This window comes from Clostridium estertheticum, from assembly GCF_011065935.2.
GTDB classification, from domain to species: Bacteria; Bacillota; Clostridia; order Clostridiales; family Clostridiaceae; genus Clostridium_AD; species Clostridium_AD estertheticum_A.
Genome location: NZ_JAAMNH020000001.1, coordinates 2,083,349 through 2,105,651, shown reverse-complemented (window position 1 = coordinate 2,105,651; position 22,303 = coordinate 2,083,349). Strand labels below are relative to the sequence as shown.

Genomic DNA, 22,303 nt, shown 5'->3' with positions numbered 1-22,303 from the left:
TCACCTATACCCTAAATATAAATTTTTCACTGTTTATGGCCTTAATGCACAATAATACACTTATAATTATATATATAACTAACCATCCAATAACAATAGAAACATTAGCAAAATTAATTATTCCTGCTGTAAGTTGTTTTAATATTAGTACCACATTAAATATTGGCAGGTGGTAAAATATTGATTTATCTGGAAGAAACATAGACATAAATATTGGTACCATTATTATTATTAAAAGAGGTGAAACTAGCATTTGACTTTCCTTATAATTTTTAGCAAAAAAGCTCAAAGTTAATTGTAATGCACTTAAAAATATAACTGTAAGCATTATTATAATTAAACTTATCATAAATCCTATGCCACTAAAACTAATACTCATTGAAGAAATTGAAACATTAAACGCTGAAATTGCCGCAATTGCGGCTAGTCCTAAAACCAATATAGATATTATTGAAATAATCACGCTTATTATTGATGTAAAAAGCAATTTGCCCAGTAGAATTTTATATCTAGAAGTTTTAGTACATAACAATGGTTCCAACGTATTCTTTTCTTTTTCACCTGCAGCTATATCTGTGGTCAAATAGGAAGTTGAAATCATTGGAAATAAAAGAAATAACATAGGTAATACTAAGCTAATTACCATTGTAAAACTATCCATTGTCTTCCCCTTTTCATTTAGCGTTTTAAAAGATATAGGATTTATGTTGTCATATTTTAATCCTTTTCCCTTAAGTACTGAGGTTATATAATCCACTTTCAATTTCTGTATACTATCTGTAATCTTATCAAATAAAAAGCTTTTTTTAGTGGAATCGTATTTAATCTGTATTACCTTATCTTTATCCTCAGAAAGTACAATAATTGCGTCAACTGTTCTATCTAATATATCACTATCACTATAAACCCTGTCATCAATTATCTTTATTCCCTTAGTTTTCTTCATGGCTTCCATAACTTCTAGATTTTTTCCTTGAAAACTAACCTTTATTCCTTGAACATCACTTTTCATAGAAATAAATGCACCTAGAGCTACTATTGCAATAATTAATGGGTAAATTAATATTGGCAATAAGAGTGTATTTACTAATAATTTTTTATCTCTTGTATACATTTTAAATTCATTCTTAAATACTTTTAATATTGTATTCACTCTCTACACCACCTGTTATTAAATGAATAAAGACATCCTCCAAGTTATCCATTGAATATTTTTCTTTTAGGTAACTGTCAGTTCCTTCCTCAACCAATTGTCCTTTATTTATAATAATTACCCTTTGACAAAGTCTTTCTATCTCACTTATAGAATGACTAGAAAATAAGATAGTCTTTCCTTCCTTTGACCACTGTGCAATTAAATTGTACAATAATCTTCTTGCAACCACATCAAGTCCTGTAGTCGGCTCATCTAGAAGCATTACTTTAGGATCATGAACTATTGCTCTTGCAATAGCTATTTTCTGTTTCATACCTCTAGACAATTCCGATGCCTTTTTATCAAGATAATCTTCAAACTGAAAATATTCTGCTAAATGCACTATTCGATTATTAAGCTCTTGCTTTTTCATGTCGTAGAGTTGCCCAAAATATTCAATGTTTTCTCTTGCAGTTAGTCTGTCATAAAGAGCTACATCTCCACCAAAAAGCGCTCCAATTGAGCCTCTGACTTTTTCTCCATCTTTGTGAACATCATAACCATCAATAACAACTGTTCCTTTTGTAGGGCTTAAAATCGTAGCGAGTATTCTAAGCGTGGTAGTCTTTCCTGCCCCATTTTCCCCAAGGAGTCCAACAACTTCCCCTTCCTTTATCCTAAAACTCAAATTTTTTACTGCTAGTACCTTTTTACTATACTTCTTGTATAATCCATTTACCTCAATCATTGCATCTCACCCTTTTCCTTCTTTGTAAACTATAAGAATATTATACTATATATTCCTAAATAGTGCCATCCACGTGGCAAGTGGCAAGTTCCAATTTAAAAAGATACCCCTATCTAAATAAGGGTATCTTTTTACTATTTATTATCTGGGGATATTTTAAGTATTTTAAATATCCCTGAAAATAGCTTACGAGCTGCGGGTACTGCTGTCTGAGCAGCATAATATTTTCCCGAATTTGGTTCTTCTATAGTAACCACCAAGGATACTTTTGGATTTTCAGCAGGAGCCATCCCTGCAAAGGAAGCTATATACTTACCAGATTCATAGCCTCCCGTGGTACTGTTAACCACATTTGCAGTTCCAGTTTTTCCAGCTATGTGGTAACCCTTCATATAGGTATCCTTTGCTGTTCCTTCCTTAACAACCCTTTCCAAATACATTCTTAATTGAGCTGCCTTTTCACTACTAGTTATAGTCCTTTCAGCAAAATTATCATACTTTTTATCCACAATTTTTTTACCATTTTCCATATGGGATATTTCCTTCATAACATGTGGTCTTATCCATTTACCACCATTAGCTACTGCATCGAAGGCCGCAATATACTGAACTTGGCTAACTGCAATACCTTGTCCATAGGACATAGTAGCAAAATCAACAGGTTCAATACGTTTATAGTCCTTTATTAATCCAGTACTTTCACCAGGCAAGTCTATTTCTGTTTTCTCTCCGAAGTTAGCCTCCTTTACAAACTTATAAAGATTTTCATTTCCAATTTTTTGTCCAAGATTAACAAATCCAACATTATCTGAATTTTTAATTATATCTGAAAAAGTCTCAATCCCATAATCCTCTTTATTATCATTGTACAATGTAGTATTACCAACCTTAATGCTCCCATTGCTTACAAAACGATCCTGGTCTGTTACCACATTGTTTTGAAGTGCCGCCGCCGCCGTTATAACCTTGAAAATTGATCCTGGCTCAAACACATTACTTATAGCTCTATTCTTCCACATTTCCTGTATTTCGTTATCTGTTTTCCCTTCTGCATAAGGCTTATTTAGATTATAATCTGGCATACTCGCCATAGCCAAAACTTCACCATTTTGGGGATTCATAATTGTTATACTAACAGATTTAGCACCATTTTCAGCCAATGTTTCTTTAGCTACTTTTTCAGCTAACTCTTGAATTCCTTCATCAATAGTTAATGTTAAATCTTTTCCGTCTATAGGTTCAACTGTAGTTGCTTCTATGTACGGCAATTCATTATTATTCCTATCCACTTCAGCCACTGTTACCCCGGGAACACCTGCTAATTCCTTGTCATAACTCTGCTCTACTCCGCTTACCCCATCTCCATCAGAATTGGTATGCCCAATAACATGGGATAAGAAGCTATCATTTGGGTAAACCCTCTCTACATCTCTTGAAATTATTATCCCATTATATTTAAGAGCTTTAATGGAATCTACCATTTCTTCCTTAACTTTTCTTTTCAACAATATAAATTGAAGTAGCCTTCCCTTACTATCTTTGCTATTTAAAATTTTTTCAACTTCGCTGTTTCTAATATTCAGTATCTGTGACAATTTGTAAGCTGCTTGTTTTTCCGGTATTTTTTTATCAATTAAATACTTTTTAAAAACATTTAAATCAATATCAATCCTATAAATATCTGCATTTAATGCCAATTCAGAACCGTTTCTGGCAAAAATAACGCCCCTTTTGGGAGCTGTTTTTATAGTTTTTGTATATTGTTTTAATGCCAGCTGTTTATAATAAGACCCATTAATAATCATTAAATAAATCAATCTACTCACAAGAGCCATAAATACTATAGAAAATAATGTACCTACAACCAAAATTCTTTTGTTTCTAACCTTTTTTCTTTTCAATCTGGTCACCAACCTTTTATATTTAAATTCCTCTGATGTTCCCCGTGTCCCCTCCTAGCTGAAGTTGCCTATATGTAAGAGTTTATTATAGCATTCATATATGAAAAATTTATGTACATGTTGCAATTCACATGGCAAGTGGCAAAGAAAAAATCATCTCAATCTAATTTGTGTTTTATAATCCACAGCTGTAGGTTGAGATGATACTATTTTGTTGTAATATTCTTAACCGTCCCCAAATTATTATTTTTTTACAGATATCTTCTTATCCTCACATAAAAGTGTAATTTCCTTTCCAATCTGTGTTGTTTTCAAAGTTACAGTATGGCCCCATAACTCATATATATACTTTAATGTAGCTTCTGCATATGCAATATTTAGTTCTCTTCCATCAAAAACATGCTCTAGAATTAGTGTTTTGTCCTTTTGTGACATTTCTACTACTCTAATAAGTGGTACAGTACCTACGCCACAAGAGCTACTTAAGGTATTTCTAATATTTTTAAACCCACTATCATCAGACACTTCACTAATTACGTAATCCCCATTCTTAGCCGCATATTCAAATAAATTAAGCTCTGCACATAGTTCCTGTGTTAAATACTTTCTTAAAAAGGATTCGTCTCGTTCAAGAGCTCTAACTTCAAATATTTTCTCCTTGCCATATCTTTTTAAAATGTCTTCAAATATCTTAAAGCCTATAAAATATGGGTTTATTGACCCATACCCAGGAGCTATAACATCATTATGACGCTTAATGAACTCTAAATAAAGTCCGCCTGGTAAATCCAGCTGCTTTAATATATTATAATGCCAAAAGCTAGCCCAACCTTCATTCATTATTTTTGTTTCAATTTGAGGCAAGAAATATGATGTTTCTTGCCTTACAAATCCGAGCAAACTTTTTTCCCATTCCTCCATATCACCATACTTTATAATAAAATAAAGAAGATCATCCTCAGGCTGAATAGGGATTTTATTCAAATTAGGAAATGCTAGTTTTACATAAGCATCTAAGTCATTATGAACTTCATTATTGTTTTTATAATCCTCTAAAAGTCTTTGCTTTAAAACCTCCCCATCAATTCTCTTTTCCCCAATAACCCTAGAGGTTTGAAGCTTAATGGCATGAGCTGCATCTAAAATTCTTTCTACCTTTTCATAGCCTATACTTGGATCATTTATATAACTTCTTACCATATCTGCATGAAATTTAAACATCTCCACAGCAGATGCTGCTCTAGTTCCATCCTTAAAAAGTCTATTGTTTTTAAAAAAATCATTATGACCATAAACATGAGCTATAGTTAATATTTGCAATAAAAGTGTGTTTTCCTTCATTAAATATGCAATACATGGATCTGAATTTATAACCATCTCATAAGGTAATCCAGTTAAATTATATTTATATACAGTGCTATTTTTTTCGTAGGATTTTCCAAAACTCCAGTGGGGATATCTTGATGGCATTCCAATGTATGTTTCGTAGGACAGCATATCCTTATATCCTATTATCTCAAATTCTTGAGGATAGAAATCAAGTCCTATATTTTTTGCTATATCCTCAATTTTTTCATTCCAAGCTTCCAAATCCTTTAAGATATATTCCAACCCGCTGTCACCTCTCTCCTTCTTTTTTTAGCATGTATTTAAGACTTTCCCATAAATCCTGTTTTTTCTTTACTTCCACTGAAATAAAGTTTTTATTAAATACTCCATTTTCGAAAATTCTTTTCATAGAAGAAGTATAGTATTTATTCATAAGCTCAACATACCCAAATAAATTGCTCACCTCGCAAATACTTTTTGCAGCCGTTATGGCTTTTTCATTATCTTCTTGCCAATTATCTCCATCACTAACGTAAAATACATATACATTCCAATAATCTGGATTATATCTTTTATCAATTATTTCTAGTGCTTTATTTAATCCACTAGAAATATAGGTACCTCCTGATTCAACCTTATGAAAAAAATCATCCTCGTTTACCTCTTGGGCAACTGTTGTATGTGCAATAAACTCAACCTCTACATTCGTATATTTTGATCTAATAAATTGAGATAATATAAAGAAAAAGGAGCGGGCCAAATACTTCTTTGTGGTATCCATTGACCCAGATACGTCCATTACACATAAAATTGCCGCGTTTGATTCTCTCTTTAAAACTTGCTTCACTCTATGATATCTTAAATCCTCATTTTTAAAGGGCAGTCTTTCAATCTTTTCCTCCTGAGATGACTCCATTAGTGCTTTGCTTCTCCCTTGCTCCCTTTTGATTTTCTCCACTACTGTTCTTTTTTTAGCAAGACGGGGCTGGATACCATGTTTTTGATAGCCTGCTCTTTTAACACTATTTTCAGTTAAAATTTCCGAGAACTTTTTTTTATCTAGTTCCGGAAGTTCTAAATCTTCTAAAAGGTAATTTAGTGCATCTTCTAATGTTATTTCAGTTTCATAAATGTCTTCACCCTCATCCTCACCTGCACCACTGCTTCCTTTCCCTTCACCCTTAGCCTTTTCTTTTCCTATGACTTGCCCTCTTTCTTCGCTACCATCTCCACTTCCCACGCCACTCTTATTTTTACCAAAAATAAATTCATATTCCTTAAGGCCTTTTATTGGTATTTTAATTTTTTTATCCTTACCTTGACCTATAATACTTTCTTCTGATAATATATCTCCTAGATTTTCTTTAATAGATTTCTCAACAAGCTGCCGATGCCGCCTTCTATCCTCTACAGCCCTATCATGATCTATGGGGGTTACGTTATAGTCTCTAAAAATTGCCATAGGACTAGTCCTTCCATAAATTATTAGCTGCATATTTCAGTATAACGTCACAACAATAATCACAATATCCATTTGTCTTCATTTGCTCCACCATTACGTTATATTTTTCATCTTGGTCCTTATCGCGAACTCTAGATCTAGTTACAATTCTCGAAAGCTCTTTTACGGAACTAGTAAGTTTCTTTTCAATTGCTTCCTTTAAAGGCTCATAGGACTCATATTTTATTTTTCCACCATTTCTAACCACATAAAACATATAAGAAGTTACGTCACTTCTAAATCCCTTTGAAGAACTTTCAGATATTCCAATCTGCTCTTCTATTGATCTCATAAAGGACTCATCTGCAATTAGCTCTTCCCCGGTAGCTCTATCCTTTAATTTGGCCTTATTTACAAAGGCTTCTGCATTATCAATATAGTTATTAAATAGACTTTCCGCTTGTTCCTTATAGCTGTGTATAAAGGCCTTAGTTACTTCTTTCTCCAATATTTTGTTGTATTCTTTTCTAATAGTGTCCTGAACAAAGCCCATATATTTTTTCTTTTCATCCTCAGCAACGTCCATTTCCCTTACGGATTTAATTATACTTTCCATAATGCCAAGTGGATTTATGCAATCAAATTCTGAATTTGAAATAGCATTATCAATAGCCTTTACTATAAATCTTGTTGAAATCCCATGCATACCCTCATCAAGACCTGCTTCTTCCCTGAGTTCGCTAATATCCATTTTCTTAGTAGTTCCCTTTTCTACTATTTCTTCACCATTATAAATCTTTAACTTTGTTATAGGATCCACCTTGTTTGAAGGTTTAAACCTTGAAAGCAGCGCAAACATTGCAGCAGTCTCAATGGTGTGTGGTGCTATATGAGGCTTAAAGTTACTCTTTTTAAGTATCTTTTCATAAATTTTAATTTCTTCATTTAACTCAAGGCAATAAGGAACTTCTATCTTTACAATTCTATCTAAAATAGCTTCATTGGTATGATCTGACTTAAACCTATTCCATTCAGCTTCATTAGAATGGGCAATAATTATGCCATCAAAGTAAATCATAGATCCCTTTCCTGGTGATGGTATTGATTTTTCTTGTGTTGCAGTAATTATAGTATGAAGATACTCAACATCATTTTTGAATACTTCTATAAATTCTACAAGACCCCTATTACCAACATTAAATGCTCCATTAAGAGAGAAAACCCTTGGATCATCCTCTGAATACATATCCATTTTAGATATATCAACAGATCCTGTTAAAATTGAAGTATCTTGATTATTTGGATCCACAGGTGGTACAACCCCTATACCTTTTCTTGATCTTATTGAAAAAGAAGTAGTTGTAACAGGAAAATTCTCATATTCTCCATTGTATTCATAAATTAATCTATATTTACATTCCGGGCAAAGGTCTCCTTCAATTTCTACATTAAGCATTCTCTCAAAATCGCGCCTAAGATGCTTTGGTATTAAATGCAATGGCTCTTCATTCATAGGACATCCTTTTAAAATATATACTGGTTCCGTATTTTCAAAGGCCTTCTTCAGTACTTCAACCAGGGATGACTTACCTGCTCCTACAGGACCTGCTAAATATAATACCTGCCTGGATTCCTCCCCCTTCATAGATGCAGAATAAAAGTAACTTACTATCTTCATAAGTACCTTATCAATTCCAAAAAAGTCCTCTTTAAAAAACCCATACCTTTTTATAAGATCATTACCATATATTTTTCTTGTTCTTGGGTTTTCCTCAGGCCTTAGAATTTCAAAGCCTCCTTTTATTATTGTGTCATACATCCTCTTATGGGAAAGCTTAGCTTTATCAGGATCTTTACTAATTATATCTAAATACTCCAGAAAGCTTCCTTCAAATTTACTCTTGATTTTAGCTTCTCTATCATTCTTTATCACTTTTTCAAATTCCATTTAATACCTCCTAAGATAGAATTATTTTTATTATTAACTATATGCAGGGACAAACCTCCAACATGATAGATAATAAAAATAAAATAGTGCCATCCACGAGGATGGCACTATTTGCATTTTTATTTTAGATTGCTATTTTTAAAGCCAACAGTTGGAACCACATTATTATCTTTAATATCAAGATATTTTATTTCCACTCTCTGTTACAGGGTTTATTCTTAAAATTTTCCCGTGTGCAGTCTTCTCCTGTTCTATTAGAAATTGGGTTTAGAAATATATATCAGAAAACTCTATGTTGATTTTCTCAATGTTACTATTGGCATTAAAATTGCTATTAACATACACCACTTCGTTATCTGGTAACTGTTTTATAGGAAGTTCAAAGCTAAATTCGCTTCCTACATTAATCTCACTTTCTAAAAACATTTTACCACCGTGCATTTCTACTAAAGCTTTAACTAAGGATAATCCTATTCCACTACCTTCTTTATTTCTTGTCAAGGACTTGTCAACTTGAATAAATCTATCAAAAATCAAATCTAATTTTTCTTTGGGTATTCCTATCCCCGTATCCTTAACAGAGATAACCACATTATCTTTTCCTTCAAAGATATTTACTGAAATACTTCCCCCTGGATTTGTAAATTTTATTGCATTTGAAATTAGATTTAACATTATTCTTTCTATTTTATCCTTATCACAAGCTATTATTTTTTCTTCCATCTCTGTATCGAATAAAAGTGATACCCCATTATTCTCAACATACTCAGCTACAGACAAAGTTATTTCCTCTATAACACTAACAATATTACAATTACTTAAGTGAATTTCAAAATATCCTGCATCTATTTTTGTTACATCAATTAAGTTATTAATCAATCTTACTAACCTATAACAATTCTGTTTCATAGTTTTTAAATATCCTCTGCTTTTTTTCTCATTTTCCTTAAATAAATCCTTGAATTTTAGATCCATAAGCTGGATAGTCCCTAAAATAACATTGATTGGTGTTCTTAATTCATGAGATATATTGGCAAAAAAATCCGTCCTAAATCTATCATATTCTATTGCTTGATTTAAAAATCTTGTCTTTTCCTCATTTTCTTTCATAACCTCTTCATCTTTTATGTGCTTGGTAATATCTCTTGATGATAAGATTAATCCTATTACTTTATTATTCTCATCTACCATTGTACTAAATGAAGCATCTACCCAAACAATACGTTTATCCGCATGTATGCCTCTAAATTGAAGTTTCTGATTTATAGATGTGCTAATTAATTCTTTAATTCTCTTTGCTACATTTTCTTTATCATCTATATGAATAAAATCAAAAAAATTCTTTCCAATTACATTCTCTGCTCCAGATCCGAGAATATCATTTTTAGCAGATGTAACATATCTAATTGTTCCATCTACATCTATCTTTGCAACCATATCCGAGATATTTTCTGTTATCTCTCTTAATAGTAATTCATTCGCCTTTAGCTCTCTCTCTATTTTTTTTCTTATATTAATATTACGTGTAACTACTAAAACTGAAGATTTATCCTTATACTTAAAAGGGGAGATTCCAATTTCTACATCTATAACTGTACCATCACTAGAAATAAATTTCTCTTCAATAAATTGTTCAACAACTCCGCCTTCATATACTGTATTTATTCTGCTAGTAGCAATGTCAATATAATCAGGATGAATAAAATCCATAACATTTCTCCCAATTATATCTTTAGAATCTTTCATATTGAACAGTCTTTCAGTAGCAGGATTGGCTAAGACTATTTTCCCATCACAATGAACAAATATAGGGTCAGGAGATAATTCAAATAATCTTTTATATACTTCTTCACTTTTTCTGAATTCACTCGCACTTTTCTTAATAACACTATCAATATCTATATCTTCTAATACGTTATCATTAATATGTTCACTCATGTTAATCCCCCTTTAAAAATCTCCTAAAGTACTACAGAATTTATGATAAATTAAATTGTTTTAAGAATATTTTCAAAATATTATATTCTACAAAATATGGTATAAACCTCTTTTTTATATTTTTTACATGACTTTTAAGTCTAAAACTAAACCATGACAAAATTATATGAAAAAATCCAATGAAATAACAACTTATTTCATTGGATTTTTAACAGTTTCAACTATAAATTGATAGGCCTTCTCCAAAACTTCCTTGCTACTTATGTAAGATAATAGTTCTTTTGTTTGTTTAAAGTCTGACCACCTATAATCCACTACTTCATTTACTTCAATAAGTATAATCTGATCTTGAACCTCAGCTAAAAAATATACAACTTCCTTCATTGTCTCTTTTTTTATTAAATATTCTACTGACACTCTAAATCCATCCATAAGCGAAACCGAAAGTCCAGTCTCTTCAGAAACCTCTCTTACTGCTGTTTGCACTTCACTTTCATTTTTTTCAACATGTCCTTTAGGAAAACCCCAATGTCCATCGTTTCTATGACTAATAGTTAAGAACTCTAAATTTCCATATATTTTTCTATAAATTACAGCGCCACAGGATTTCTCAAAATCCATAATACCCCAACCTCTCAATTTTAATTATTCTTACACTTACTTTTAGAGCAAATCTATTATTAGCTTCTACAAATGTAAGTTCTCTACTAAAATTATACCATATATTCCTAACACGACCATACAAAACTATATCTTTATTTAAGGCTATGTAGATAATATTGAGGATATAGGCATAGTGTTTCACAATCAATTTACCTGTATATCTTCATTACTTTTAAATCTTAATAGTTACACCTACTATTTTTATGGTACAATATAGATTAAAACAATTATGCATATTACAATAAATGCTATTACAGACATAATTAATTATAATTTTTTAAATTTCTTATAGATTAAAAACAGATCATGAATTTTATGCAATATATTATTATGCAACGTTGCTATTTAAAGGAGATGCTTAACTTTGGAAAAGTTATATTATGAAAATCCATATCAAACAGAATTCACAGCTGAAGTAATAAATGTATTAGAAAAAGAAAAAGAGTATCATATTGAACTGGATAAAACCTGTTTTTATCCAGAAAGTGGTGGTCAGCCCTGTGACACTGGCCTTATAAATGGCGCTGCAGTAACCTATGTATATGAAAAAGATAAAAAAGTATATCATGTAGTTGCAGTTAAACCCCTAAAAATTCACAAGGTTAAATGTAGTATAGACTTTGATAAAAGATACGACTATATGCAGCAACACCTAGGACAACATATCCTTTCTGCTTGTATAGCTGATTTGTTTAATGCTTATACAATTGGTTTTCATCTTGGCATAGATTCAACAACTATAGATATTGATAAAGTTATTATAGGTGATGAAATTAAAACTGCTGAAACACAGGCTAACAAAATAGTTTTAGACAATATTAACGTAGAGGTACTGTATCCTAGCAATTCTGAATTAAAAAAATTAACTCTAAAGAAAATCCCGGTAAAAGCTGGTGAAAAAATTAGAATCGTTAAAATAGGTGATATTGATATAAATCCATGCTGTGGAATACATCCTAGTACAACTATTGAGGTGCAATTAATTAAGGTTATAAAAATCGAAAAGTACAAGAATGGCACGAGAATTGAATTTTTGTGTGGTTCAAGAGCAGTTTCTGATTATGTTTCAAAATATGAAGCCATAGATAAGATGTCTAAACTTTTATCCTGCAATAGTGCTACCCTTTTATCTGAAGTAGATAGGCTTTCTGGTGAACTTAATAAGGCCCTTACTGAAAAAAGGACATTAAAGGCAGCGGTTGCTGAATATGAAGTTCAAAATATGTTAACATCAGCTCCAAAAATAGAAGACGTTAGAGTGCTTAAATTCATTTATGATAACGGTGATTTAAAATACACTAATACCTTAGCAACAAAATTAGTATCTCAGCCAAAGGTTATAGTTTTATTTGGAGTAAAATCTGTTGATAAGGCAAATCTTTTATTCATGTGCTCAAAGGATTTAAATATGATTAGTATGAATGCCCTTCTTAAGGATGCCATAACACTTATAGATGGAAAAGGTGGTGGAAGTGACCTATCAGCGCAAGGTGGAGGAAAGAATAATAATAATTTAGATTCCTCACTAGATTATGCTTACAACAAGGTTAAAGATCACATAATAGCTAGTACTAAAGTTTAGATCATTTACTCAGTCAAATTTTAGTAACAAATTAATATTTATAAGCTTATATATTAGGTACTTTCAAATAAAAAACAAGTCAAAATACATTAGCATTTTGACTTGTTTTATTTGATTATTATACCTAAATTAGCTATTCCACAAGAACAAAGTCTCTTGCTCCATATAATCCCTCAATATAGGTTTTTCCTTCCTCTGATAATCCAATGCACAATGGAGAAACCATTACCTCCCGAACTCTATAATATTTCGCAGCTCCATCTTGCTGTGGCTTATAAAATCCAGAAAAATCATGAATAATGTAATATTTCCCCTCTTCTTTACCCACATATAGCATAGCATGCCCACTCATATATACTGGTGTTCCAGGTTTCAAATTATCAAGTAGCCTTTCCCTATCCTTAATAGTCATAGTCTCTGACATTTCATAGAAATTACCGACTGCAAATTCTCCTTGCTCCTCTGCATTTCTAGGAAGCACTATACCCATAGTTCTATAAACATCCATAATTAAGCTTGCACAATCTCTCGAATTAAAAGTTCCACCCCAACCGTATCTTTCACCTAAGAATTTGAATGTATGGATTAGGATATTTTCTCTAGTATAAGGTAAATAACCTCTTGAAACCTCCTCATTTCTTGCAATTAAAGCTAGTTTAAATTCTACATTGCCACTTTTATTTCTTGTTGGAAGTTTAACCACATAATTACCTGTAGGACTTTGTCCATAAATATCTTCTTCTATTTCATTAATAGCTACAAGTGGTATTTTAATACCCATATCAAATTTCACTTCTGATAATTGTTCATTTAAGGGATTATAATTTGTAAATACCCTTTTCCCTGTAGTCACTATAAAGTCCTCTGTATTGTGGTAATCAAAAAGCTCTTGTTTTTTACAAACCGCCACATCTTTTTCAGGTATCCAAGCTAAATAGTTATACATCTGCGCCAAATACCATTTATTATCAACACTTTTATGAAGAATCACAAGTGGTTCAATAGGATAAACAGCAGTCTCTTGAAATCTATCAAACTCATAGTTATCTCCAATATTAAATACTGTATCATAGGTTGGGAATGTTCTCATCACAGTCTTTTTAAGGGTTATTCCATATTTAATATTGTTTGTGTCCATAACTCCATATATATTACAATTCTCTATTAACTTATTATAATATTCTGCGCTTACCAACTTTCCATTCTCATGGTATCTTTCAACTTTTGGGAAAGAGCTAATAGTGTTTAGTTTGTCTATTAATTCACCTTTACTAAGTGATTCACTAAAATTTTCCAAGTCCACAATAGGTGATCTAGTTTTTATATTTTTCTCGTTATATACTTCTATGTCCTGAATATTCATAATGACTTTATTCATATCAAGAGATTTTATCCAATTTTTTGCATAGAGCATCTCTTCTTTTAACTCAGGAATATTTGAAATGAAGAGTTTATCTGCTTTTGGGTTCCATAGGTTCTGTAAAGATACATTTTCTTCAGTACTCATTATAGATATCATCCCCCTTAATAAACTATCTTACTATTATTATTAAACCTTCTAAATTTTAATCCCTATTTATTTAAAATTTTTGTTACTTTAGATGCTCTAAGTCTATGTGCATAATGCATGTCGGAACCTAATAGCGGCCTAGCGTAATTTAAGAAGGCTTCAGTTACATTATTGCATGCACTATTAATAAAAGCATCGGGCATTACCTTTGTCTTGCCTGCTACGAGCTCCAGTGGTGTAAGTCTATAATCTACTGAATAATGACCCGTTCTATGAATAGTAATTGAACCATCAACATTATCCCAAAGTGCATACTGTGCAGCTTTTTCTCCTACTTCTCTAGCTTCATTTCTATCTACATCTGAGACACATCCCATAAAACATCTTTGAGAATAGCCAAATGTATCCGATCTAACTCTTTTAATATTTAGATTATCTTTGATGTACTTACCTAAAAGATCACCTAATGCCCCTGATCCTGAAAGTTGTATATTTCCATGATCATCCTTTTCTACTCTTTCCATAAGACTTGAAATAATTGGCACTCCTTTTTCATCTCGAATACCTTCTGAAACAGCTATTACACATCTTCCATATTTATCATAAACATTTTTTACATCAATCAAAAATTGTTCTATTGTAAAAACTCTTTCTGGCAAATATATTAAATGTGGACCATCATCTTCATACTTTTTAGCTAAGGCTGCTGCTCCTGCTAAAAAACCTGCATTACGTCCCATTACTACCCCAATATATATCCCTGGTAATGCTCTGTTATCAAGATTGATTCCAATAAATGCATTTGTTATATATTTAGCTGCAGATCCATATCCAGGAGTATGGTCATTAATCATAAGATCATTGTCTATAGTTTTTGGTATATGAATTGCCCTAAGCTCGTAATTTGAAATTTTAGCTTGCTGATTTACTATTCTAACTGTATCTGATGAATCATTCCCTCCAATATAAAAGAAATATCTTATTTCATGAGCTTTAAGCACCTTAAATATTTCCTTACAATATTCTACATCTGGCTTGTCTCTTGTAGATAAAAGTGCGGAGGATGGAGTCATAGCCACCTGTTCTAGATTATGAGTTGTCTCACGGCTTAAATCATGAAAATTTTCATTAACTATCCCATTTACTCCATTTATAGCACCATAGACTTTTGTTACCTGTGCAAATTTCCTTGCTTCTAGAACAGCACCAACTAGTGATTGATTAATAACGGCGGTTGGTCCTCCACCTTGTGCAATTAAAACTTTACCTTCAATTATCATATTTTACGCTCCTTATAATTTCGCTATCACTTTAAGCTCACTATATTATTAACTGATAAAAACATTATGAAAAAAGCCCAATGTGATTATTCATCATACTGGGCTAACTTACGTTAATGTTTTTAGACATCTTATAAACAAAGCGGTAATTATTAAATTTAGCTCTATATAGAGTATAATTTGTTTTTACATGGATTACAACAACTATTTTGAATTTTCAAAATGTTTTACTTTTAGTTTCTAAATAAACCTTCTAGTTTTTCTGCTGCTGTTTTTACATCTTTGTTACCGAGAATTGCTGATACCACAGCTATTCCATCGATATTTGCCGTCTTTAATAGTGCTATATTTATTTCACTAATTCCACCAATAGCAACCACGGGGATAGAAATTCCTTGTTTTATCTCTTTCAAACAATTTATGGTCACTGCACTTGCATCATCTTTAGTAGTTGTAGGGAACATAGCTCCCACCCCTACATAATCTGCACCTTGTCTTTCTGCCTTTTGAGCTTCTACAAGAGTTGAGGTAGAGACACCTATTATTTTATTACTGCCTAATATACACCTTGCAATATCTGCAGGCATATCATTTTGACCCAAGTGTACGCCATCGGCATCTATTGCCTGGGCGATATCAATTCTGTCATTAATTATTAGTGGAACTTTGTATTTATCTGTAATGCACTTTATTTTTACTGCAATGTTATAAAATTCTAAAGTACCTATGCTCTTTTCTCTAATCTGGACTAATGTAACTCCACCCTTTATAGCCTGTTCAACCTCAGTATATATATCTGTATCCATGAGCACATCCCTATCTGTAACAAGATAGAGACTGTAATCTATATTATTCTTCATTTATTTTGCTCCTTTCTATTATTTCAGTTTTAGATAAGTTATAAATAGCATCTAGTATTTTTACTTTTAGAGTTCCTGTTCCACCATGATTTTTATCTAAGCCCTCATAAGCTATTTCTCCTGCAATCCCCATTGAAACAATCCCGGCTAGTGCAGCTAAAAGATTGTTATCTCCTGCTCCTAAATAAGACCCAATAAGCGAAGTGCACATACATCCTGTACCAGTAACCTTAGCCATTATTTTATGCCCATTTTCTACAGAATAAAGAGTTTCCCCATCTGTTATTATGTCTACTTCACCAGTTATAGCTACCACAGTGTTTAGTTTACTTGCAAGTGACCTTGCCATTTCTTTTCCCTCTGCACGTGCATTATCATCAACAGATACACTGTCGCAAGCATCTACGCCTTTTGTTTTAGCTTCAATACCGTAGAGTGTTTTAATTTCCGATAAATTCCCTCTAATAACCGCTAGTTTTACCTCTCCTATAATCCGCTTAGCAGTATCTGTTCTATAAGCTGTTGCACCTGCTCCCACAGGGTCTAGGATAACAGGAATATTAAATTTATTTGCTCTTTTCCCTGCTAAAAGCATAGACTGTACACTTGCAGAGTTTAAGGTTCCTATGTTTATAACTAGTGAAGAGGAAAGGGATACCATATCACAAACTTCATTAATATCCTCCGCCATAACTGGTGACCCGCCAATAGCTAGGGTAATATTAGCACAATCATTAACTGTAACATAATTTGTTATATGGTGTACCAAGGGATTTTTTTCTTTTACATTGTTTAATAATTCTATGATTTTCTTGTTAATTTCCATTTAGATGTCCCCCTCCAACTTATTGCATATATAAAGCCTGTAATAATCATAACTGGTACTGTAGCACCTAGTATAAAATCAAGCTTAATAAAGCTATAGTAAATTACTATTCCCATAACCCATACAAGAATTGCTCCCCAATTTATAAGTACACTCGCTTCAACCTTTGTATTTTTCTTTATTATAAAATAATCTGTAATCAAAATCGCAAATAATGGTGCAAATACTGACCCTATTGCATATAGAAAGCTCTGATAATTTTCTATAGGAAGTATTATAGCCATGAAGGTTCCAATAATAGTCATAACAATCCCAACTCTTTTTTCACTGAGCTTTGGCATAATGTTTATGAAAGAAACTCCTGCTGAGTATACATCCAAAAATGTAGTAGTTACTGTAGATAGAACCACTATACCTAAAGCCGTAATTCCTAAATTTGCAGCAAGCATCATAGCTGAAGGATCTGAATTATTTGAAACTATAGCAGCCCCCAGACCTATTATAAACATCCATGAACTTCCTAAAAAATAACCTATAAAACTTCCATAGGCTCCTCCCTTTTCACTTTTTGCAAATCTAGTATAATCTGCAATTAAAGGTAACCAAGAAAGAGGCATAATTATACTAAGTTCTAATGCTCCTCCAAAGGATATACCTGAACTACTGGCCTTTGTAAGTAAGGTTTTATCCTTGAAAATAATTGATCCGAGTACCAAGGTAAGGATAAAAAGCAAAAATACGGCCGTAATATTTAATTTTTTCATACCCGCATTTCCAAAAGAAAGCCATAATATCGTAAGTATTCCGATAAGCACTATACATACCAAAACATTATTGAAACCCCATAAACTTTGTGTTATTGTGTTTACAGAATTTGCTGCTGCCTTTATCATAACTGCAGTCCAACCAATAAGCTGAAGTATATTTAAAATTGAAAATAAATAAGTACCATATACTCCAAACGAAATACTGGTAGAAGTTATAGCTGGCACTTTTTCTCTAGTACCGATGATACCTCCAAGCATCAATATTCCTGTTCCAATTAGGTGTCCTAGTAAAATTACTATTACCCCTATTTTAAAACCTAAGGGTGCAATGAGTCCTCCAGTCAAAATTTCAGCAATAGAAACCGCTGCTCCAAACCATAAAAATGCAAAGGTCCAAAATCCTAATTTTTCACTATCATTAATCATTAGCTATACCTGCTTTCTTATATAATTCATAGAAGTGATTGGTAGGTCCAACGCCATGTCCAATATCTAAGGAATGCATTATAGCAATTGTTATATACTCTTTTGATTTTTTTATTGCCTCCACCATATTAAGCCCCAAAGCCAAATTTGCAGCTATAGCAGAAGATAAAGTACATCCCGTTCCATGAGTGTTTTTTGTATGTATTCTTTCGGATTTAAAATGTGTAATTTCCTTCCCATCATAAAACACATCTATTGCATCTCCCTGCATATGTCCTCCCTTTAAAAGCACATTTTTGCAGCCTAGCTTGTACATTTCCTTTGCGGCTCTTTCCATATCTTCCACTGTTTCAATACTTGTAATATCTGAATTAACTTCACGAAGAATCTCCTCAGCCTCTGGAACATTAGGCGTAATAAGAGATGCTAGTGGAATTAATTTCTTAATTAGTGCGGTTTTGGACTCTGGCTTTAACAATGAAAAACCGCTTTTTGAAATCATTACAGGATCTAATACTATGTTTTTAGGCTTGTATTGTTCTAATTTTTCACTTATGGCATCAATAGTTGAAATCACTGAAACCATACCAATTTTAACTGCATCTACAACTATATCTGTAAAAATCGCATCAATTTGTGACTCAATAATTTCTTTATCCAAATCTTGTACTGCAAAAACTCCCATGGTATTCTGCGCTGTTATAGCTGTAATAACACTCATTCCGTAAACCCCATTTGCACTAAAACTCTTTAAATCCGCTTGTATTCCTGCTCCTCCACAACTGTCAGAACCCGCTATAGTCAAAACTTTTTTCATATGTAAAACCTCCTGCTTTTTATCTATTTTAAGCTTCTTTATTTAAATTGGTTAGTTTTTTTAAATCTAAAACTCTAAGAATGAAAAATGCTATTAGACTTCCTCCAATGGTACTTATTAAGAATGGAGTTATAAAGAACAATGCACCAATTTTTTTACCCATTATAAAGTTAGCTACTGGAAATGCTAATAGTCCCCCTAAAATTCCTGTCCCAAATATTTCTCCAGCTACTGCCAACAAATTATTTTTGGTTTTCTTATATAAAATTCCAGCTAAAAGTGCTCCAATCATGCTTCCTGGGAATGCCAAAAGAGAGCCTGTTCCTAATATATTTCTAAGTAATGATATACAAAAGGCTATAGCCACAGCATATCCAGGGCCTAAAATCACAGCTGCTAGTACATTGATTGTATGCTGCACAGGAAAGCATTTTGATACTCCTACTGGTATAAAAATAATATTTCCTACTATTACCCCTATAGCTATTAGCATTGATGATATAGTTATTTTTTTAGTTTTCATTTATCGTTTCTCCTTTCATAATAAAAATAAAAAAGAATAAACTGATAATATCCACTGTGTAGTGTCGTTTTATTAGATGCTAAACAAAAAAACACAGATCCTTAGGATTTGTGTTTAAATTACCATGCTATATAAAAATATATACATATATAATACACCATTAAACAACTTCCTACGCTGGCATTATCCAGTTCAGGTTATTAGGGTCAAAGAATTACAGTTCTTGCTCTCAGTTGGCTTATCCAACTCCCCTGTGCTCGGTTATTCACTTTTGTAAACTGTGGCATATGAAATAACATAACAACTAATACTGCTAGTGATTTTATTTCATCTACTAATAATAACATAACAAGTTCACTTACACAAATTATTACCTTTATCTTAGAGCATAAGTCGGATATAATTTCAAATTAGAATTTAAAAATTGAATAAAACCCTAATTTTCCCATCTATATTTTATAGTTAAATGGTTAAACTATAAAAGGCACTGAATAATACAGTGTAAATTTTATATACGAAGGGAGAATGTTTATGAATAATAATTTAGAAGAAACAAAAAAATTAAATAACCAATCAGTAACTAATAAGGGGAATAGTAGTGCTTCTAACTCTGGTATGACTAGTAGCGTTAGTGATCCCGCTACTTTAGCAGAAACAAAACAATTAAATAACCAATCAGCTTCTAGCTCAGGTACTAGTGCTGCTTCTAACTCCGGTATGACTAACATGTCTAATATGAGTAGTAGCACTAGCGGTGCACCATTAGAGGAAACAAAACAATTAAATCAACAATCAGCTTCAAATTCAGGCACTAGTAGTGTTTCAAATGCTGCTATGTCTAATATGACTAGTAGCACTAATAATTCTACTTTAGAAGAAACAAAAAAATTAAATCAACAATCAGTAGCAAATAAAGGTGCTATGAAATAAAAAAAACTAAGGCAGGATGATACTCCTGCCTTAATTTTTTAAAATTATTTTTGCTTTTCTAATCTCAAGCCATATTGAGTAGGTGATACATCTATAGTTTCAATTGCTTTAAATCCTGCACTGTTACATAATTGCACCATCTCATCTACAGATATTCTATCCTGAATAGGAGGCCCTACCTCCATTTTTGTTTTAACCCAGTCTATTATTAAAAAGTAGCCATCATCTTTTAATACTCTTTTAACTTCATCAAAGTATCTTGCTACATCCTCAACTTCGTGAATAACATTGCATATAAGTACATATTTAACTGAATCACTTTGTACTGGGAAAGTATATTCTTCACTGTTCTTAAATTCTATATTATTTATGCCCTCTGCTTTTTCCTTAGCAAAATCTAAAATTTCAGGAACTATATCTATACCGATAACTTTGTTATTTTTAAGAAGATTTGAAGCTGGCACCGTAAAATATCCTATCCCACAGCCTACATCTAATAAAGTACCGTCATCCGCCACTTTAAATTTTAAAAGTGTTTCTTCTGGTGGCATAGTCCTTCTTCTTTCTGGATTATCTAATTTTTCTATATTTTTAATATTAAACTTATGCATTTTATCCCTTCCTTTGTGAATAGATTTTTTATTCTTATTATTCATTTATGGAAATATATTTTGAAACTCATTTTTTTCAATAACTATATCTGATATTGTATTTACAGGACATATTGTACACCATATTCTAGGACTATACAATGATAAGTAACAAAGGGAATAATCATGCATACAAAACTAAGCCTTAGTGAAGTATTATTTTAGGAAGTTTTCAACATTTATTAGTTGAAAAAGGAAAGCTAGCAATTTCAATTCCTGCTAGCTTTCCTTATCTTTTTATTCTTTGAGCTTAGTTTACTTTAATAATTCTACCATTAGTCCGTTCTTAAGTCCTGCTGCATTGCCTTCTTCTATATCAACATGCATTTCAAGAGCATATTCTTTATTAACTCTAATTAAAACATTGTCGAATACTAAACCTCTTTTACCTTCAACCTTAACGCTAACGACTTCCTTGTCAACAACTCCAAAGTTCTCTGCATCAGAAGTATGCATATGGATATGTCTAGCAGCAGCAATAACACCTTTTTCTATTATAATTTCTCCCTTAGGGCCAACAACCTTTACTCCTGGGCTATCTATTAAGTTCCCCGAATTACTAATAGGTGGATTAACGCCTAAAACAAAGCCATCAGCTAAAGAAATTTCTACTTGTGTTTCTTTTCTAACTGGCCCTAGTATTCTTATTCCCTTAAAGGTTCCTTTTGTTCCAACAACATCAACCTTTTCTTCTGCAGCGTATTGTCCTGGCTGAGATAAGTCTTTGGACTTCTTTAATTCATAACCCTCTCCAAATAAAAGTTCTAAATGCTCCTTACTTAAATGTATGTGTCTGTTTGATAATCCAACTGGAACCATATTCTTTTCCATTATGTTGTACTGGTTTCCTAAATCTAAATAAATCTGAACAAGCCAGGATAACTTTAAATTTGGACACCTTCTCCTTTCATTAAATTGCTATTATCTTCTATTACTATTTTAACCTGCCATAACATTTATATTCATGCTGAATTTTAAAAAAACTATTGCATTTTGTATACAATCTATCATATTATATAATAAATACAA

General features: G+C 32.1%; 19 protein-coding genes and 1 riboswitch. Of the genes, 2 read left to right on the top strand and 17 right to left on the bottom strand.

Going from position 1 to position 22,303, the window contains the following annotated elements; genetic code table 11:
* Positions 1-4: 4 nt before the first annotated feature.
* From G9F72_RS09730 to G9F72_RS09695, 8 genes are all read right to left on the bottom strand, one after another.
* A complete protein-coding gene (locus tag G9F72_RS09730) occupies positions 5-1,153 on the bottom strand; it encodes an ABC transporter permease (protein ID WP_164956236.1) in 1,149 nt (382 codons plus the stop codon).
* Positions 1,128-1,883 (bottom strand): ATP-binding cassette domain-containing protein, encoded by a 756-nt coding sequence (locus G9F72_RS09725; RefSeq protein ID WP_164956235.1) that lies wholly within the window; start codon positions 1,881-1,883, stop codon positions 1,128-1,130. Before G9F72_RS09725 ends, G9F72_RS09730 begins: the two co-directional genes overlap by 26 nt.
* A gap of 134 nt (positions 1,884-2,017) precedes the next feature.
* Entirely contained in the window at positions 2,018-3,784 is a 1,767-nt protein-coding gene (locus G9F72_RS09720; RefSeq protein ID WP_164956234.1) for a peptidoglycan D,D-transpeptidase FtsI family protein, read from the bottom strand.
* A 243-nt stretch (positions 3,785-4,027) separates the two neighbouring features.
* Entirely contained in the window at positions 4,028-5,395 is a 1,368-nt protein-coding gene (locus G9F72_RS09715) for a SpoVR family protein (protein WP_164956233.1), read from the bottom strand.
* Between the two features lie 7 nt (positions 5,396-5,402).
* Entirely contained in the window at positions 5,403-6,575 is a 1,173-nt protein-coding gene (yhbH, locus tag G9F72_RS09710) for a sporulation protein YhbH (protein ID WP_164956232.1), read from the bottom strand.
* A 4-nt stretch (positions 6,576-6,579) separates the two neighbouring features.
* Positions 6,580-8,502: a PrkA family serine protein kinase gene (locus G9F72_RS09705; RefSeq protein WP_164956231.1), complete on the bottom strand. Its 1,923-nt coding sequence runs from the start codon at positions 8,500-8,502 to the stop codon at positions 6,580-6,582.
* A 267-nt stretch (positions 8,503-8,769) separates the two neighbouring features.
* Entirely contained in the window at positions 8,770-10,440 is a 1,671-nt protein-coding gene (locus G9F72_RS09700) for a PAS domain S-box protein (protein ID WP_164956230.1), read from the bottom strand.
* A gap of 192 nt (positions 10,441-10,632) precedes the next feature.
* A complete protein-coding gene (locus tag G9F72_RS09695; RefSeq protein WP_164956229.1) occupies positions 10,633-11,061 on the bottom strand; it encodes a bis(5'-nucleosyl)-tetraphosphatase in 429 nt (142 codons plus the stop codon).
* A 406-nt stretch (positions 11,062-11,467) separates the two neighbouring features.
* Here G9F72_RS09695 and G9F72_RS09690 point away from each other — a divergent pair, with 406 nt between their 5' ends.
* Positions 11,468-12,685, top strand: a complete 1,218-nt coding sequence (locus G9F72_RS09690; RefSeq protein ID WP_164956228.1) for an alanyl-tRNA editing protein — start codon at positions 11,468-11,470, stop codon at positions 12,683-12,685.
* A gap of 133 nt (positions 12,686-12,818) precedes the next feature.
* Here G9F72_RS09690 and G9F72_RS09685 read toward each other — a convergent pair whose 3' ends face one another.
* The 7 genes from G9F72_RS09685 to thiW form a co-directional block, all read right to left on the bottom strand.
* The gene (locus G9F72_RS09685; RefSeq protein WP_164956227.1) at positions 12,819-14,192 is read right to left on the bottom strand and encodes an SH3 domain-containing protein; all 1,374 of its coding nucleotides are present in this window, start codon (positions 14,190-14,192) and stop codon (positions 12,819-12,821) included.
* Between the two features lie 65 nt (positions 14,193-14,257).
* Positions 14,258-15,475: a 6-phosphofructokinase gene (locus G9F72_RS09680; RefSeq protein WP_164956226.1), complete on the bottom strand. Its 1,218-nt coding sequence runs from the start codon at positions 15,473-15,475 to the stop codon at positions 14,258-14,260.
* Between the two features lie 233 nt (positions 15,476-15,708).
* Positions 15,709-16,335 (bottom strand): thiamine phosphate synthase, encoded by a 627-nt coding sequence (gene thiE / locus G9F72_RS09675; RefSeq protein WP_164956225.1) that lies wholly within the window; start codon positions 16,333-16,335, stop codon positions 15,709-15,711.
* Positions 16,325-17,161: a hydroxyethylthiazole kinase gene (gene thiM / locus G9F72_RS09670; protein WP_164956224.1), complete on the bottom strand. Its 837-nt coding sequence runs from the start codon at positions 17,159-17,161 to the stop codon at positions 16,325-16,327. Before thiM ends, thiE begins: the two co-directional genes overlap by 11 nt.
* Positions 17,137-18,354, bottom strand: a complete 1,218-nt coding sequence (cytX, locus tag G9F72_RS09665; RefSeq protein WP_164956223.1) for a putative hydroxymethylpyrimidine transporter CytX — start codon at positions 18,352-18,354, stop codon at positions 17,137-17,139. The genes thiM and cytX overlap by 25 nt, the downstream gene beginning before the upstream one ends.
* Positions 18,347-19,171 (bottom strand): bifunctional hydroxymethylpyrimidine kinase/phosphomethylpyrimidine kinase, encoded by an 825-nt coding sequence (thiD, locus tag G9F72_RS09660; protein ID WP_164956222.1) that lies wholly within the window; start codon positions 19,169-19,171, stop codon positions 18,347-18,349. Before thiD ends, cytX begins: the two co-directional genes overlap by 8 nt.
* A 28-nt stretch (positions 19,172-19,199) precedes the next feature.
* On the bottom strand, positions 19,200-19,694 hold the full coding sequence (thiW, locus tag G9F72_RS09655; protein WP_164956221.1) for an energy coupling factor transporter S component ThiW: 495 nt from the start codon (positions 19,692-19,694) through the stop codon (positions 19,200-19,202).
* A gap of 151 nt (positions 19,695-19,845) precedes the next feature.
* Positions 19,846-19,957, bottom strand: a riboswitch (TPP riboswitch).
* 268 nt (positions 19,958-20,225) lie between these two features.
* Here thiW and G9F72_RS09650 point away from each other — a divergent pair.
* Positions 20,226-20,624, top strand: a complete 399-nt coding sequence (locus G9F72_RS09650) for a hypothetical protein (protein WP_224676052.1) — start codon at positions 20,226-20,228, stop codon at positions 20,622-20,624.
* Positions 20,625-20,668: 44 nt separating this feature from the next.
* Here G9F72_RS09650 and G9F72_RS09645 read toward each other — a convergent pair whose 3' ends face one another.
* Positions 20,669-21,235 (bottom strand): class I SAM-dependent methyltransferase, encoded by a 567-nt coding sequence (locus tag G9F72_RS09645; RefSeq protein ID WP_164956220.1) that lies wholly within the window; start codon positions 21,233-21,235, stop codon positions 20,669-20,671.
* Positions 21,236-21,529: 294 nt separating this feature from the next.
* Positions 21,530-22,105: a phosphate propanoyltransferase gene (pduL, locus tag G9F72_RS09640; protein WP_164956219.1), complete on the bottom strand. Its 576-nt coding sequence runs from the start codon at positions 22,103-22,105 to the stop codon at positions 21,530-21,532.
* Positions 22,106-22,303: the final 198 nt, after the last annotated feature.

Coding starts and splice junctions, on each gene's coding strand:
- thiM (WP_164956224.1), bottom strand. CDS start 17,161: ATGGAAATTAACAAGAAAATCATAGAATTATTAAACAATGTAAAAGAA.
- G9F72_RS09695 (WP_164956229.1), bottom strand. CDS start 11,061: ATGGATTTTGAGAAATCCTGTGGCGCTGTAATTTATAGAAAAATATAT.
- G9F72_RS09700 (WP_164956230.1), bottom strand. CDS start 10,440: ATGAGTGAACATATTAATGATAACGTATTAGAAGATATAGATATTGAT.
- G9F72_RS09680 (WP_164956226.1), bottom strand. CDS start 15,475: ATGATAATTGAAGGTAAAGTTTTAATTGCACAAGGTGGAGGACCAACC.
- yhbH (WP_164956232.1), bottom strand. CDS start 6,575: ATGGCAATTTTTAGAGACTATAACGTAACCCCCATAGATCATGATAGG.
- G9F72_RS09685 (WP_164956227.1), bottom strand. CDS start 14,192: ATGAGTACTGAAGAAAATGTATCTTTACAGAACCTATGGAACCCAAAA.
- thiW (WP_164956221.1), bottom strand. CDS start 19,694: ATGAAAACTAAAAAAATAACTATATCATCAATGCTAATAGCTATAGGG.
- G9F72_RS09650 (WP_224676052.1), top strand. CDS start 20,226: ATGAATAATAATTTAGAAGAAACAAAAAAATTAAATAACCAATCAGTA.
- G9F72_RS09645 (WP_164956220.1), bottom strand. CDS start 21,235: ATGCATAAGTTTAATATTAAAAATATAGAAAAATTAGATAATCCAGAA.
- thiD (WP_164956222.1), bottom strand. CDS start 19,171: ATGAAAAAAGTTTTGACTATAGCGGGTTCTGACAGTTGTGGAGGAGCA.
- G9F72_RS09725 (WP_164956235.1), bottom strand. CDS start 1,883: ATGATTGAGGTAAATGGATTATACAAGAAGTATAGTAAAAAGGTACTA.
- pduL (WP_164956219.1), bottom strand. CDS start 22,105: ATGGAAAAGAATATGGTTCCAGTTGGATTATCAAACAGACACATACAT.
- cytX (WP_164956223.1), bottom strand. CDS start 18,354: ATGATTAATGATAGTGAAAAATTAGGATTTTGGACCTTTGCATTTTTA.
- G9F72_RS09705 (WP_164956231.1), bottom strand. CDS start 8,502: ATGGAATTTGAAAAAGTGATAAAGAATGATAGAGAAGCTAAAATCAAG.
- thiE (WP_164956225.1), bottom strand. CDS start 16,335: ATGAAGAATAATATAGATTACAGTCTCTATCTTGTTACAGATAGGGAT.